Source organism: Pseudoalteromonas sp. K222D (assembly GCF_017653575.1).
In the GTDB taxonomy this organism is placed as follows: Bacteria; Pseudomonadota; Gammaproteobacteria; order Enterobacterales; family Alteromonadaceae; genus Pseudoalteromonas; species Pseudoalteromonas nigrifaciens.
In genome coordinates this window covers 72,642-86,457 of the sequence record NZ_JAGGDL010000014.1, presented here as the reverse complement: position 1 = coordinate 86,457, position 13,816 = coordinate 72,642, and the positions used below count along the sequence as shown (strand labels likewise).

At 41.2% G+C, this 13,816-nt stretch carries 14 protein-coding genes, 3 tRNA genes and 1 riboswitch; of the genes, 5 read left to right on the top strand and 12 right to left on the bottom strand.

Annotated features, from left to right (window positions below; all coding sequences use genetic code 11):
• The first annotated feature begins 1,035 nt into the window (after window positions 1–1,035).
• The 3 genes from J5X91_RS09170 (at window position 1,036) to J5X91_RS09160 (ending at window position 2,429) form a co-directional block, all read left to right on the top strand.
• Window positions 1,036–1,473 carry a transcriptional repressor gene (locus J5X91_RS09170; protein ID WP_208834484.1) on the top strand — a complete coding sequence of 146 codons (438 nt, stop codon included), beginning with the start codon at window positions 1,036–1,038 and terminating at the stop codon, window positions 1,471–1,473.
• Between the two features lie 63 nt (window positions 1,474–1,536).
• Window positions 1,537–2,004, top strand: a complete 468-nt coding sequence (locus J5X91_RS09165) for a chemotaxis protein CheX (RefSeq protein ID WP_208834483.1) — start codon at window positions 1,537–1,539, stop codon at window positions 2,002–2,004.
• On the top strand, window positions 2,001–2,429 hold the full coding sequence (locus J5X91_RS09160; protein WP_208834482.1) for a secondary thiamine-phosphate synthase enzyme YjbQ: 429 nt from the start codon (window positions 2,001–2,003) through the stop codon (window positions 2,427–2,429). Before J5X91_RS09165 ends, J5X91_RS09160 begins: the two co-directional genes overlap by 4 nt.
• A gap of 291 nt (window positions 2,430–2,720) precedes the next feature.
• On the opposite strand, the gene J5X91_RS09155 is transcribed toward J5X91_RS09160, so the two are convergent.
• The 4 genes from J5X91_RS09155 to orn all read right to left on the bottom strand — a co-directional run bounded on the left by J5X91_RS09155 (window position 2,721) and on the right by orn (window position 3,834).
• Window positions 2,721–2,796 (bottom strand) — tRNA-Gly (locus J5X91_RS09155).
• Between the two features lie 128 nt (window positions 2,797–2,924).
• A tRNA-Gly gene (locus J5X91_RS09150) sits at window positions 2,925–3,000 on the bottom strand.
• Between the two features lie 37 nt (window positions 3,001–3,037).
• A tRNA-Gly gene (locus J5X91_RS09145) sits at window positions 3,038–3,113 on the bottom strand.
• Window positions 3,114–3,288: 175 nt separating this feature from the next.
• A complete protein-coding gene (gene orn, locus J5X91_RS09140) occupies window positions 3,289–3,834 on the bottom strand; it encodes an oligoribonuclease (RefSeq protein ID WP_058372577.1) in 546 nt (181 codons plus the stop codon).
• 122 nt (window positions 3,835–3,956) lie between these two features.
• On the opposite strand from orn, the gene rsgA reads away from it, so the two are divergent.
• On the top strand, window positions 3,957–5,015 hold the full coding sequence (rsgA, locus tag J5X91_RS09135) for a small ribosomal subunit biogenesis GTPase RsgA (protein WP_011327196.1): 1,059 nt from the start codon (window positions 3,957–3,959) through the stop codon (window positions 5,013–5,015).
• A 15-nt stretch (window positions 5,016–5,030) separates the two neighbouring features.
• Entirely contained in the window at window positions 5,031–5,897 is an 867-nt protein-coding gene (asd, locus tag J5X91_RS09130; RefSeq protein WP_041454339.1) for an archaetidylserine decarboxylase, read from the top strand.
• Between the two features lie 168 nt (window positions 5,898–6,065).
• Here the strand turns inward: asd and J5X91_RS09125 are convergent, their stop codons facing one another.
• The 8 genes from J5X91_RS09125 to J5X91_RS09090 form a co-directional block, all read right to left on the bottom strand.
• Window positions 6,066–6,812: a HesA/MoeB/ThiF family protein gene (locus tag J5X91_RS09125; protein ID WP_208834481.1), complete on the bottom strand. Its 747-nt coding sequence runs from the start codon at window positions 6,810–6,812 to the stop codon at window positions 6,066–6,068.
• 22 nt (window positions 6,813–6,834) lie between these two features.
• Entirely contained in the window at window positions 6,835–8,361 is a 1,527-nt protein-coding gene (gene thiE, locus J5X91_RS09120) for a thiamine phosphate synthase (protein WP_208834480.1), read from the bottom strand.
• 11 nt (window positions 8,362–8,372) lie between these two features.
• A complete protein-coding gene (locus J5X91_RS09115) occupies window positions 8,373–9,164 on the bottom strand; it encodes a thiazole synthase (protein WP_011327192.1) in 792 nt (263 codons plus the stop codon).
• Window positions 9,165–9,169: 5 nt separating this feature from the next.
• Complete coding sequence (gene thiS, locus J5X91_RS09110) at window positions 9,170–9,364, bottom strand: sulfur carrier protein ThiS (protein ID WP_011327191.1); 195 nt, start codon at window positions 9,362–9,364, stop codon at window positions 9,170–9,172.
• Window positions 9,365–9,371: 7 nt separating this feature from the next.
• Complete coding sequence (locus tag J5X91_RS09105; RefSeq protein WP_208834479.1) at window positions 9,372–10,373, bottom strand: FAD-dependent oxidoreductase; 1,002 nt, start codon at window positions 10,371–10,373, stop codon at window positions 9,372–9,374.
• Between the two features lie 57 nt (window positions 10,374–10,430).
• The gene (thiC, locus tag J5X91_RS09100) at window positions 10,431–12,383 is read right to left on the bottom strand and encodes a phosphomethylpyrimidine synthase ThiC (protein ID WP_011327189.1); all 1,953 of its coding nucleotides are present in this window, start codon (window positions 12,381–12,383) and stop codon (window positions 10,431–10,433) included.
• A 172-nt stretch (window positions 12,384–12,555) separates the two neighbouring features.
• Window positions 12,556–12,668, bottom strand: a riboswitch (TPP riboswitch).
• A gap of 162 nt (window positions 12,669–12,830) precedes the next feature.
• Window positions 12,831–13,229, bottom strand: coding sequence for an META domain-containing protein (locus tag J5X91_RS09095; RefSeq protein WP_041454338.1), 399 nt, complete (start codon window positions 13,227–13,229; stop codon window positions 12,831–12,833).
• 122 nt (window positions 13,230–13,351) lie between these two features.
• Window positions 13,352–13,753 carry an acyl-CoA thioesterase gene (locus J5X91_RS09090; protein ID WP_208834478.1) on the bottom strand — a complete coding sequence of 134 codons (402 nt, stop codon included), beginning with the start codon at window positions 13,751–13,753 and terminating at the stop codon, window positions 13,352–13,354.
• Window positions 13,754–13,816: the final 63 nt, after the last annotated feature.

Below are 13,816 nucleotides of genomic sequence, written 5' to 3'. Positions count from 1 at the left end.
AGTTTTATGTCTTTCGACAGCTCAATGAATTCTGAATTTATTTTAATATCTTTCGATATTGAATTGACTGTGCCGAATAATTACCGAAATAACTATTCTGTTGGTCACTCAGTTTTCAATTGAGACTCTAATTTGTTTGCCTCGCTAATTACCCATAAAGAGTAAGTAGATTGGCTGTTAGAACTCAATCTGTACGAGTGCCCACACAGATGATTGCTTTATATTGTTAAAGAACGTTGCGACAATAAAGTAAAACTTTATCTCGCTAGGGCTGCGCATATTACGCTTTCCTATTTTTTTGTCAACACTTAAATGTAAACTTTATAAAAATCTAAACTTAAGTTTTACTCGACTCACTGATTGACTCTTGCCTCGCTAAGCGTTGCTGTCTGCCGTCTCAGTGGGGTCGCATTATAGGGCGCAGCCAGTTTTACGCAAGCGTTTTTTAAAGAAAACTTAAAATAAAATGCTGTTCGCTTGATATTTAAACCAAACGATTAAAAACAATACTAAACCATCTGCATTTTGGGTAACTCGACTTGGTTTTACATTCTAAGCTGGTATTGAGCAGTGCATAATTTAAGCACCACTCGATTGTTTGGGTAATATAAAGTGTGCTTATTACGCTACGCATATTAAGCATGCACAAATAGTAAACAAAACTAAAAATCATGCAATTCTTTATAAGTAATAACCTGAGTAATTAGAAATTAGAGAAAACCTAACGTACTTTTAATGCAGTTTAAAACTAATGACCTTCATTATTTTACCATATAGCACTGAGGCTATTATTATAGGTATTATTTACTTGCTCATTTACTACAAGCAAATATCCAAACAAGCGTTACCACCTATCAATGTAGAATAACCACACTTATAAACGCGCCCTCTCTAAAATTAAACGTGCTACTACAAATTTAACCCCGAAAGATAAATACGCCTTAGTGAATAGCTTTAACAAACGCGTTTAATTTAAACACTGCAACTTAAATACAGTGTGATATTATATCAAGGTAGCATAAGGATAAGAGAACGATGAATATAGAATCACTCGTAAGTAAAGCAAAACAAGTATGTGACAACCGTGGTGCGCGATTTACACCTATCCGTGAAAAGGTATTTCGTTTACTTGCAAGTGCGCAACGTGGTGTGGGCGCGTATGATTTGCTCGAGCAATTAAAAGTAACAGAAACTGGCGCTAAACCTGCCACGATATACCGTGCATTAGATTTTTTGGCTGAGCTTGGTTTTATTCATAAAATTGAAAGCACCAATGCATTTATGTTGTGCCATCATTTTGATCATATTCATCCTGTACAGTTATTAATTTGCGATACCTGTGGTTTTGTTAAAGAACTGCATTCAACCGTTATTTCGCATGAGCTAAATAGCTTAGCTGCGGAAGGTGGGTTTGTTGTATCGGCGCAAACAATAGAAGCACATGGAAGGTGTGAGTCTTGTAGAGCAGCCTAGTCTTATTAGCTATATAAACATTTTATATAGCTATTTTTTAGCACCAATTTAAGAGTAATTTATATGAATGTAGAGTTCATCAACCCTTTTTTATCTTCTTTGATCAATGTATTAAGTACAATGGCTCAAACACAATTAAAGCCAGGTAAGCCACGCATTAAAACTGATGAGAAAGCCTGTGGCGATGTATCAGGCCTGATCGGAATGGTTGGTCCGCAAACACGAGGCTCTTTTTCAATAACTTTTGATAAGCAGTTAGCACTAACTATCATGGAGCGTATGCTTGGCGAACGTCCGGATAGTATAAATGAAGAAGTAACCGATATGGTAGGCGAAATTACTAATATGGTTACAGGTGGCGCTAAAAACTTATTGGGTCAAAAAGGTTTCGACTTTGATATGGCAACTCCAATAGTTGTATCTGGTAAAGACCATACAATTACCCATAAAAGCCAAGGTAAAAAAATACTCATGCCATTTACCTGCGATGCGGGTAACGCCAATATTGAAGTGAGTTTCGATAAGTTATGAGTTGGCAACAAAAAGTCATAACTTTAAAGCCTCGTATTCGAGGCTTTCATTTAATTGATGACGAAATACTCACTCAAATCCCCGAACTCAAAAATTATAAGGTGGGTTTACTGCACTTATTTATCCAACACACTTCAGCTAGCCTAACCATTAATGAAAATGCCGACCCTACTGTACGTATGGATATGGAGAGCCACTTTAATGAATTTGTTCCGCAGTGCCAACCCTATTATCGTCACGATTATGAAGGTGACGACGACATGCCAGCTCATATAAAAACCAGTATTTTAGGCTGTGAGTTAAGCATCCCTATTACAAATGGCTATTTAGCTTTAGGTACATGGCAAGGTGTTTATTTAGGTGAACATCGAGACAGCGGTGGTACTAGGCGAATTGTAGCAACCATTCAGGGCGAGTTGTTTTAACAAGTCGCCTCATCAAAGCTTAAACCTCACTCCCGCCGCACGCCCATTAATTACCACAGTAAAAACACATCACTTTATTGGTAAAGAACTTGCCCTTCGCGAGTAACTATCGTTGCAAATTACTAAAGGCTTTAACGCAATTTTTATCGAATGCATAGCGAGAAAACCAAGTGTTCTTTAGTCGCTGGGTAGTTCACTGCATATGAAATCAGATAGAGAAAGATTGTATTTAAAATAAGAATTTTTTTTATGGCTTTTTATTTAGGGATATTTTTAATAGATATAAAAGATTGGAGCGGTACACGAGGCTCGAACTCGTGACCTCGACCTTGGCAAGGTCGCGCTCTACCAACTGAGCTAGTACCGCATTTAAAAGTAGTCAGTAATTCGTCCGTTGATGCGCGACAAATCGCGTTCAACATTCTGGCAACTGAACTAGTACCGCATTTTTACTTCTAGTCATATAAATAACTTCAATTTCTTTTGGTTAGAAATTGGAGCGGTACACGAGGCTCGAACTCGTGACCTCGACCTTGGCAAGGTCGCGCTCTACCAACTGAGCTAGTACCGCATTTTATTCAACACTGCAATTTCTTTTGGTTAGAAATTGGAGCGGCACACGAGGCTCGAACTCGTGACCTCGACCTTGGCAAGGTCGCGCTCTACCAACTGAGCTAGTGCCGCATTATAAAGTAGTCAGTAATTCGTCCGTTGCTGCGCGACAAGTCGCGTTCAACATTCTAGCAACTGAGCTAGTATTGCTTTATATTTAAACAACTCAAACACACTAACCCCGCGTGGGTTATCGTCTTGAGCGGGGCAGGATTCTACAATAATACAGTGTGTTTGCAAGTGTTTTTTATAAATTAAAGAATTTTTCTCTATAGACCTTTAATTCCATAATCGAATCTTTAATGTCGTCTAGCGCAAGATGTGAGCCTTTTTTATTCACTTGTGCAAGTACCTCTGGTTTCCAGCGACGCGCGAGCTCTTTAATTGTGCTTACATCTAGATTACGATAGTGAAAAAAGTCTTCCAATTCGCGCATATATTTATTCATAAAGCGACGATCTTGCCCTATGGAGTTACCACACATCGGTGATGCACCTGCAGGTACCCATTGTTTTAAAAAGGCTATTGTTTGCTCAACCGCATAGGCTTCGTCATAAGTACTTGCCTTGCAGCGTGCTGTTAAACCCGATTTTCCATGCTGAGTGGTACACCACTCATCCATACTATCAAGTAACTCATTACTTTGATGAATGGCAATAGTTGGCCCTTCAGCTAATATATTCAAATCAGCATCAGTGACAACGGTCGCAATTTCGAGTATTTTATCGGTCTCTGGTTCGAGTCCGGTCATTTCAAGATCGAGCCAAATTAAGTTTGATTTATTAATATTCATAATTACCTAAGCGGTGCTTTCCTTTAGATCCAGCGCATTTCGATATATCATATTAGCATCATACGTCGAGCTAAAGCATTTTTTAGCTAAGTCGACATTTAAACTAAGGTTATAGGCCTCCTGTGGCAAAACAAAAAAAATTAAGTAAAGGCCAGTCTCGTCAGATCAAGGCTAATCATCAAAAGCGTATAAGCAGTGCTGATGCAAGGCCTGCTAAAAAAGGTGCGCAAGAATGGCAAACCGATAATTTAGGCCAAGTAGAAAGCGCTATTGTGATCAGTCGTTTTGGTCAACATGCCGATGTGGAAGTTGAAAGCGGCGAAGTACTACGCTGTAATATACGCCGCACTGTGTCTAATTTAGTGTGTGGGGATGAAGTACTGTTTCGCCGCGCTAAAGTAAGCGAAGGCGATTTAGCTGGTGTAATTGAAGCCACGCAAGAGCGTCGCTCACAACTTACTCGCCCTGATTTTTACGACGGTGTAAAAGTAATAGCTGCTAATATTGACCAAATATTAATGGTGTCAGCAGTACTACCCGAATTTACCCCAAGTATTATCGACCGTTATTTAATAGCCTGCGAAGATATGGGTATAGAGCCTATTTTAGTACTAAATAAAATAGATTTAATAGATGCGCAAGGTCTTAGTGAAATACAAAAAGTACTCGATGTATACCGCAAGCTCGACTACAAAGTTTTATTGGTTAGTAATATAAGTACCGATGGCATTGACGAATTAAAAGATGTACTCGTTGGAAAAAACAATATTTTTGTTGGTCAAAGTGGCGTAGGTAAATCTACTTTAGTTAATACCGTACTTCCAGATGCTGAAATTCTAACTAAAGAAGTTTCTGAAAACAGTGGTTTAGGCCAACATACCACCACGGTATCTCGCCTACATCATTTACCAAGCGGCGGTAACTTAATAGATTCACCAGGTATACGTGAATTTGGTTTATGGCACTTAGAAGTTGATCGTGTAACTTGGTGCTTTAAAGAATTTAGAGAATTTATAGGCGGGTGTCGATTTAGAGACTGTAAACATTTAAACGATCCGGGCTGTATAATTAAAGAAGCCGTAGCTGATGGCAAAATTTCGCAATTGCGCTTTGACAGCTACCACAGAATTTTAGAAACAATGGCCGATGGCCGTGCAGGCTCTCGCGCGCCTCGCGTATAATTTAGGAAACAACCAGTGAGTTTAGATAAATTTAAAATCGCAATGCAGTACGCAATGCCAAAACACTTTATTTCACGCGTAGTAGGAAAACTAGCCGCTGCTAAAGCGGGTGTGTTAACAACCACGTTAATTAAACTGTTTATTAAGCAATACAAAGTAGATATGAGTGAAGCTAAACACCCAGATCCTGCTCATTATGAAAGCTTTAACGAGTTTTTCACCCGTCCGTTAAAAGATGGCGCACGCCCAATAGTTGCAGACAGCGACATTATTATTCATCCAGTAGATGGCGCAATTAGCCAATTAGGCGATATTGTTGACGGCCAACTAATTCAAGCTAAAGGTCACGATTACAGCCTACAAGCACTACTTGGTGGTAATAAAGACGATACAACCCCATTTTTAGGCGGTAAGTTTGCAACTATTTATTTAGCGCCAAAAGACTACCACCGTATTCATATGCCAATTGATGGCACATTAAGTAAAATGATTTACGTACCAGGCGATTTATTTTCAGTAAATCCGCTGACTGCGCAAAACGTGCCTAACTTGTTTGCACGTAACGAACGTGTGGTTGCTATTTTTGAAACTGAAATAGGCCCACTTGCTATGGTACTGGTTGGCGCAACTATTGTTGCCAGCATTGAAACTATTTGGGCGGGTACAGTAACACCACCAGCTGGTAGCGATGTATTTAGCTGGAACTACCCAACCAAGGGCGAAAACGCTATTAGCCTTAAAAAAGGTGAAGAAATGGGCCGCTTTAAACTTGGCTCTACCGTGGTACTTGCTTGGGGCGACGACAAAGCGGATATTCTTGATGATCAACTTCCTGAAACAGTGACCCGCTTAGGCACCCCGTTTGCCAAAATTGATGATTAAGATATAGATATCAGGTAAAAACCCCGCGTTTATGGTAATAAACGCGGGGTTTTTATTTTGCAGTGAGTTTATAAATTCAATCGCGGTGGAAAATAACTCGCCTATAGTTTGCTTAAATACCGAGTTTGGCTGATCTCTGCCTGATACCTAACACCTGAAACCGTGGCTTTACCTACACTCCTTACAGTCGATATCTTTCACCACTTTAAATTGTTGCTGCTGCAAAGTGAGTGCATTAATACTCATAAACACACAATCGCTAGAATGACCTAATAACATATTGAGTGTCAGCTGCGCCTGCATTGAGCCGATAATACCTAACAGCGGACTAATTACTCCGGCGCTATCACAATTGATAAGCGGCGCAATATCGCTTTGTGGAAAAATACAGCCATAACACGGGCTATTAGCATTTCTTAAGTCTAAGCTAATCAGCTGCCCTTTTGTTGCCAGTGCCGCACCGGAGATTAATGGGGTTTTATGCTGTACACAAAAGCGATTAACACTGTAGCGAGTGGTAAAGTTATCACTGCAATCCAACACAATATCCGCATTATTGAGTAGTGCTGCGCTATTATCTTGAGTCAGTTTTTCGGCGTGAGTAATTACAGTAATTTGGTTATTAAGACTTGCGAGCACTTTACCTGCCGCAACCACCTTTTTTTGCCCTAAGTGATTCACTTTATACAGCACCTGACGCTGTAAGTTCGAAAGCTCAACCGCATCATCATCAATTAAAATAAGCTTACCAATACCCGCAGCAGCTAAATACAGTAATGCGGGGCTGCCTAAGCCGCCCGCACCTACTACTGCAACACTTGCCGACTTAAGCTTTAACTGCCCTGCAAGTCCCACTTCTTTAAGCAATATATGGCGACTATAGCGCAGCATTTCTTTATCGCTAAGTTCATTCATTTGGCTATTAACCTGGCCCACTTTAATTTATTGCCGCTTGTAACGCACTTATTGCCTGCACATAATCATCGGCTTCGCTAATTGCACGTACCACAGCCACACTACCAACGCCTGTTTTAGCAACTTGGCTGGCGCGCTTTAAATCTATACCGCCAATTGCCACTGTTGGGTAGTTTTGCATCAAGGGGACAAATTTAAATAACTTTTCCAGTCCCTGTATTTGCCCTGTCATATCTTTGGTAGTGGTAGGATAAATAGCGCCAAATGCCAAATAACTTGGTCGGTAATTATGTGCGCGGAGCATTTCATAGAAGCCATGAGTAGAAAGCCCCAGCCTAAGTCCTGCATTTTTAATCGCCGCTAAATTAGTGCTTTCTAGATCTTGTTGGCCTAAATGCACACCATATGCACCATGCTTAATTGCAAGTTGCCAATAGTCGTTTATAAATACCTGCGCATTATATTGCTCTCCCAGTGCCACCGCTTTTGCCACTAATTCGTCAAGTTGTGCATCATCTTTATTTTTAACTCGTAACTGCGCAGTTTTAACGCCCTGTTGTAAGCACTTTTCTAGCCAGTCAACACTATCAACCACTGCGTATAAACCTAATGATTTACTTTCGCAGGGTGCAAAATCTGCAGCCATATTAAAATCAAGCGGAACGTCAAAATCGAGTTCATCACCTAACCAACTGCCCGCTTCTATTACTTGGGGGTAATCGGCTAAGTTGGTTGGAAATGAGGTTTGTGCTACTGGGCCAATTCCTTCTCCGTAGCGCACCGCTACTTTCAATCCTTGATTAATATAAGCTTTAGCTAAAATAAACGCATCTTTTAACGGGTAGTCTTTTGCTAAGCAAGCAGCAATAACCGAGGCCATACTACAGCCTGTACCATGACTATGTGGCGTTTGAATTTTTTCATTTCCCAACCAATATTCTTCGCCTTTTTGAGTGAAATTATTTATGCAGTAATCTATACAGTAGCCGCTTGGATAATCCCAATGCCCGCCTTTTATAACCACGGCTTTTGCGCCCCAGCTTAATAACTTATTGGCAGCTTCTTTTATTGCCGCAGGACCAATTAAGTACACGCCAGTTAATAACTGGGTTTCGTGCGTATTTGGGGTTATTACATCCACCAGCGGCAATAAGCATTCTTTAATCGCACTAACTGTGTCTTCCTCTGTTAATAAATCGCCGCTAGTAGCAATAGCTACTGGGTCGTAAACAATAACAGGCGGCACTGGCCATTTAGCTTTGTAATGGCTTATATGTTCACTGATCAATTGAATTTGCTGCACATTTGCCAGCATGCCTATTTTAATTACTTTGGCTTTCATATCTTTTTCGAGCGCTAAAAGCTGCGATTCAATAATATCGGTTGATACGGCATTAATTGCCTCAACACCTAAACTATTTTGCGCAGTCAGTGCTGTAATAGCAGTGCACCCATGCACACCAAAACTTTGCATTGCTTTTATATCGGCTTGAATACCTGCGCCACCGCCCGAGTCTGAGCCGGCGATTGTCCATACTACGTTATTCATATTCGTCTCACTTATTCTTGATGCCAAAATGGCATACCCATAGTCGGGGTTGAAGGGGCTGCAACGTCTTTTTCAGGCATTGCTTTGGCGTTATATGCAAAACGTCCAGCCTCTACCGCGGCTTTAAATGCTCGGCTCATGGTTATAGGGCAACCCGCTCCGGCAATCGCCGAATTTAATAATACTGCATCATACCCTAGTTCAAGTGCTTGGCAGGCATGCGAGGGCAAACCTAAACCAGCATCCACTATTAACGTTGCCTCAGGTAAGCGCTCTCTGATTGTTTTTAAATTATAACTGTTTAACAAGCCTTTACCTGTACCAATGGGTGCACCCCATGGCATTAATACTTCACAGCCTAAAGCATTTAAACGCTGGCACAGCACTAAATCGTCTGTGCAATATGGCAATACTTTAAAGCCATCATCAATCAGTATTTTAGTTGCTTCTAGCAGTGCAAACGGATCGGGCTGCAAGTTGTAATCGTCCCCTATCAGTTCAAGCTTAATCCAATCGGTAGCAAACACTTCACGGCACATTTTAGCAAGCGTAATGGCCTCTTTAACACTATGACACCCTGCTGTATTTGGTAAAATTTTAAGCCCAGTATTTTTTATTAATTGCCAAAAATCATCACCCGCAGCCGCACTTTGCTGACGCCTAAGCGACACCGTGACTATTTCAGCGCCCGATGCAACAATCGATTCATTCATCACTGCAGGCGACGGGTAAAGCGCCGAGCCTATTAGTAATCGGCTTTTTATTTGCTCACCATAAATAGTTAAATAGTCATTATTTGGCATAGCTGTTATCCACCCTGAATCGGCGAGAGCAGCTCAATACTATCACCCTCAGTTAATTGATAATCGCTATGCTGGCTTTGCGGTATAAACTCACCATTAATCGCCACCGCAAATGGTGCAACACCACCAAAATCTTGCAAACAGTTAATGAGCTTATTACTGCTAATAGCTATTAACTCACCATTAATTGTTATGTTCATTTAATTTTCACTCTATGCATAAAAGGGCATTTGCCACTAAACTTGGCGCTAACATGTAACCATGACGATATAAGCCATTAATGCTAATAACTCGCCCAACGTGTGTTACTTGTGGGCGGTTATCGCTAAATGCCGGGCGTAATCCTGTTTGAATATTTAATAGCCGCGCTTCGGCAAAACCGCTGTGCACCGTATAAGCTGCCGAAAGTAACTCTAAAGCAGAGCGCACTGTGGCTGGGCCTGTATCTTGCGACTCTATTTCAGTCGCGCCAATTACGTATTCATTATTGGGTTTAGGCGCTATATAAATGGGGTAACGCGGATGCATTAAGCGCACGGGTCGCGTTAAACTCACCTCTGGCGCGTATAACCTAGCTACTTCTCCACGTACGCCCCGCAGAGGCTTGTCATCTTTTGCGCCAAGCCCTCGGCAATCAATAATATAATCAAACTCTCGGTTATTAATTTTATTATCGCTAATCGTTACCCGTTGATTAAATACAAACTTTACTTTGCGTTTGTTGAGCTGTGTAAAGCTGGCTTGATAAAATGCCTGATTATCTATTTGCCCGTCACAGGGTAAAAATAATCCCTGACTAAAACGATTAGCAAGCTCAGGCTCTAACATTTCAATTTGCTGGGAATTCACCGACTCCCCGGTATAATTAGCTAACGGTTTTAGCCGCTGAGCAAAGCTTTGTAAATCGCCTTTATCTTGCTGATGCGCGACAACTAATGTGCCCTGCTGCTGAAAAAAAACCTCACTATCAAGCTCATCAATAATCCCAGGCCAACGCTTTATAGAATCAAACCCCATTAAAGCTAAATCAGCCTCGCACAATACCGACTCAGCAAGAGGAGCAAGCATAGCCGCAGCCACCTTGCCTGCGCTGTTTTGAGAGTGCTCATCATCTGCCTCAAATACAGTAACTCGGTGTTGCTTACTCAGCTCAAGCGCCGCCAACCTACCGGTTAAACCAAACCCCACTACCGCTATATTGTAAAACATAAAAGTTCCTTTTAGCTGCGAGCCCTCGCTGCCCGCAGCCCAACACCTTAAGCTGATTTATATCGCTTTATGATATATTTCTGATCCGGTTTTTTTAAACTCGTCCGATTTAGCTTTCATTTGTGCTTCTACATCAATCATTTTTATTGTAATCGTATCTGCAGCATTAGCAGGGTCAATGCCACGCGCTTCTAAATCTTTTGCATATTCGCGTACTTCTTGACTGATTTTCATTGAGCAAAACTTAGGGCCACACATAGAGCAAAAATGCGCTACTTTACCCGACTCTTGCGGGAGTGTTTCATCGTGATATTCGCGGGCTCGCTCAGGGTCTAAACCAATATTAAATTGGTCATGCCATCTAAACTCAAAGCGCGCTTTTGATAGGGCATTATCACGCTCTTGCGCACCGGGGTGACCTTTTGCTAAATCGGCGGCATGGGCAGCAATTTTATAAGTAATTAAACCTTCTTTTACGTCTTCCTTATTTGGCAAACCTAAATGCTCTTTAGGTGTTACGTAACACAACATAGCGCAGCCGTACCATGCTATTTGGGCCGCACCAATACCTGAGGTGATATGGTCATACCCAGGTGCAATATCAGTAGTTAACGGGCCTAAAGTGTAAAACGGTGCTTCGTCGCAATGTTTAAGTTGCTCATCCATATTAGCCTTAATCATATGCATTGGCACATGCCCGGGGCCTTCTATAAATACTTGTACATCGTGTTTCCAGGCTAACTTAGTCAACTCACCTAGGGTGCGCAATTCGCTAAACTGAGCTTCATCGTTGGCATCAGCAATCGAGCCTGGGCGCAGGCCATCGCCAAGCGAAAAACAAATATCGTATTGCTTTAAAATTTCGCAAATATCTTCAAAGTGGGTGTATAAAAAGTTTTCTTTATGGTGCGCTAAACACCACTTTGCCATGATAGAGCCACCGCGCGACACAATACCGGTTACTCGTTTTGCGGTCATTGGTACGTAACGCAGTAGCACACCTGCATGAATAGTAAAGTAATCGACGCCTTGTTCAGCTTGCTCAATGAGCGTATCGCGAAAAATCTCCCAGGTTAAGTCCTCCGCTACGCCGTTTACTTTTTCCAGCGCTTGATAAATAGGAACTGTGCCAATAGGTACAGGCGAGTTACGTACTACCCATTCGCGAGTTTCATGAATATAACGCCCAGTTGATAAATCCATAACGGTATCGGCGCCCCAGCGAGTAGACCACACCATTTTTTCTACTTCTTCTTCAATCGATGAGCTTACCGACGAATTACCTATATTAGCGTTTACTTTTACCAAAAAGTTACGCCCTACAATCATAGGTTCGGTTTCGGGGTGGTTAATATTGTTGGGTAATATAGCGCGGCCACGCGCAATTTCGTCGCGTACAAATTCAGGCGTAATAAAATCAGGAATACTGGCCCCAAACGACTCGCCTTTATGCTGCGCGGCTAATAGTTCAGCATGAATTTTTTTGCGACCCATGTTTTCGCGTATCGCTACGTATTCCATTTCAGGGGTAATAATACCTTGGCGAGCGTAATGCATTTGCGTGACATTTTTACCCGCTTTACCGCGGCGTATTTTTGGTAAATGCTCAAAACGAAGATGATCAAGCCCTTCATCAGCCATACGTTGTTGCGTAAAACGTGAAGTAACGGATTCAAGTAACTCGGTATCACCGCGACTTTCAATCCATTGCTCACGAAACTTTGCTAAGCCTTGGCGTACATCAAGCTTAAAGTTTGGATCGGTATACGGGCCTGATGTGTCGTAAACACGTAGCGGCTCGTTTGGCTCATACACTGGATTTTCATCACTGCCGCCTATATAAGTATCGCTTAGGGTTATTTCACGCATTCCTACACGAATGTTGTTTTGCGTACCCTCAACATACACTTTGTGCGAATTAGGAAACGGTTGTCCCGTTAAGTTATAAATATATTCAGATGCAGCGGCTCGCGTTTCACGACGCGATGATTTTTTTGCAGTATTCGACATGACTTACCTCATAGTTTATGGGTTGTCTTGTGCGAAGAATTGAGAAGGCAAAATGCCTCATTGGATCGTAGATTGGTTAAGCAGTTTACTGTCACAGCCAATCTTGGCAGCCAACAGAACTTAATACCGGATGGTATAACTTGTACGCATAAAAAAAGACGCACAAGCGTCCTATTTTAGGCAGCTTGTTCCCTACGCAGGTATTAGCCTGATCAGGTTCACGGATCCCGCTTTCGCGATCTCAGCCTTAACTAATTATTTAGTTAGGCACTCCGACAAGTATTAATACCAATTATTAAATATACCTTTGCCACTTATAACTGCAGCTGCAATGCTAAGTTGTTTGGGTATCAAATTGGTATTTGTAATTTATTAATTTGCGAATAGTATCTAGCAAATCAGCGTTGAGTGTACGCCAGTTAAAAATCGCCTGCAAGAGGGCGTTTTTTATTTCGCAATAAATACAAATGTTTTCTCGCCCTGCATTACCAATTGCTGGTCTTGCATTTTAAGCTGCGCGCCTTGTTGCAGTGCGTGTAGTAACTGCTGCTCAAACTTATCAAGTTGTTGGCCACACGACTTACGGGTCATCCCTATTTTGTTAACTGTTAAGCTACTATCGTCCAGCTCACCTTCCCCAAAAAATTTATTGCAGCCAGCAAAACCATTGACTTGCAGTGCTTCAATAAAACCCACCGACGCATTAAACGAAGGCGGAATAGCTAGGCCATCAATACGTGATAACTGCCATTGAGTATGTTTAAGCTGCTCTGAGGTAACCGTTTGCGTTGATGCACAACCAACACATAAACCGATTATAAGCATGGGTATTGCTGCTAATTTCATGTTATTACTAATTATTTGTCTAATTACTGTAATAATAACAATTTTTAACAAGTTAATCCGTTAAAAATACATGTTTAAAGTGTAAATTTTATTCTGATATCGTTTGATAATCATGCGATTTTTTATGCAGAATCCGTTTTAAATAAATTATCTATTTGCGCTGGTAAAAATGGCCGACCTTTTTCATTTAAAGCTGTGCCGATTACCAATGCATTAAGCATTATTTTCTCATCGTGTTTACGGATCAGGGTTTGTTTAAAAGCAAATTTAAGTCGGCTAATACGTTGTGGCTCTACAGCTACATAAAATTCATCGCCCGGTAATAATGACTGTTTATAATCCATTTCGCTGCGCATCACGACCAGGTTAATTTTATCTTTGGCAAGCTGAGCAAAATCCACCCCATGTGCATGCAAAAATTCATGGCGCGCATGCTCTAAGTAATTAAAATACACACTATTATTTACAATGCCTTGTAGGTCGCATTCGTAGTCACGCACTTTAAAGTCTACTGTAAAGGTCATATTCGTAATCCAAATTATTTAACGTATAATTGCCGCGTTTATAGCACATGTACTGAAATAATT

What these genes read in the sequence shown, in the direction of transcription:
- J5X91_RS09170 (WP_208834484.1), top strand. Translation starts at nt 1,036, where the DNA reads ATGAATATAGAATCACTCGTAAGTAAAGCAAAACAAGTATGTGACAAC.
- J5X91_RS09165 (WP_208834483.1), top strand. Translation starts at nt 1,537, where the DNA reads ATGAATGTAGAGTTCATCAACCCTTTTTTATCTTCTTTGATCAATGTA.
- J5X91_RS09160 (WP_208834482.1), top strand. Translation starts at nt 2,001, where the DNA reads ATGAGTTGGCAACAAAAAGTCATAACTTTAAAGCCTCGTATTCGAGGC.
- orn (WP_058372577.1), bottom strand. Translation starts at nt 3,834, where the DNA reads ATGAATATTAATAAATCAAACTTAATTTGGCTCGATCTTGAAATGACC.
- J5X91_RS09125 (WP_208834481.1), bottom strand. Translation starts at nt 6,812, where the DNA reads ATGAATGAACTTAGCGATAAAGAAATGCTGCGCTATAGTCGCCATATA.
- thiE (WP_208834480.1), bottom strand. Translation starts at nt 8,361, where the DNA reads ATGAATAACGTAGTATGGACAATCGCCGGCTCAGACTCGGGCGGTGGC.
- J5X91_RS09115 (WP_011327192.1), bottom strand. Translation starts at nt 9,164, where the DNA reads ATGCCAAATAATGACTATTTAACTATTTATGGTGAGCAAATAAAAAGC.
- thiS (WP_011327191.1), bottom strand. Translation starts at nt 9,364, where the DNA reads ATGAACATAACAATTAATGGTGAGTTAATAGCTATTAGCAGTAATAAG.
- J5X91_RS09105 (WP_208834479.1), bottom strand. Translation starts at nt 10,373, where the DNA reads ATGTTTTACAATATAGCGGTAGTGGGGTTTGGTTTAACCGGTAGGTTG.
- thiC (WP_011327189.1), bottom strand. Translation starts at nt 12,383, where the DNA reads ATGTCGAATACTGCAAAAAAATCATCGCGTCGTGAAACGCGAGCCGCT.
- J5X91_RS09095 (WP_041454338.1), bottom strand. Translation starts at nt 13,229, where the DNA reads ATGAAATTAGCAGCAATACCCATGCTTATAATCGGTTTATGTGTTGGT.
- J5X91_RS09090 (WP_208834478.1), bottom strand. Translation starts at nt 13,753, where the DNA reads ATGACCTTTACAGTAGACTTTAAAGTGCGTGACTACGAATGCGACCTA.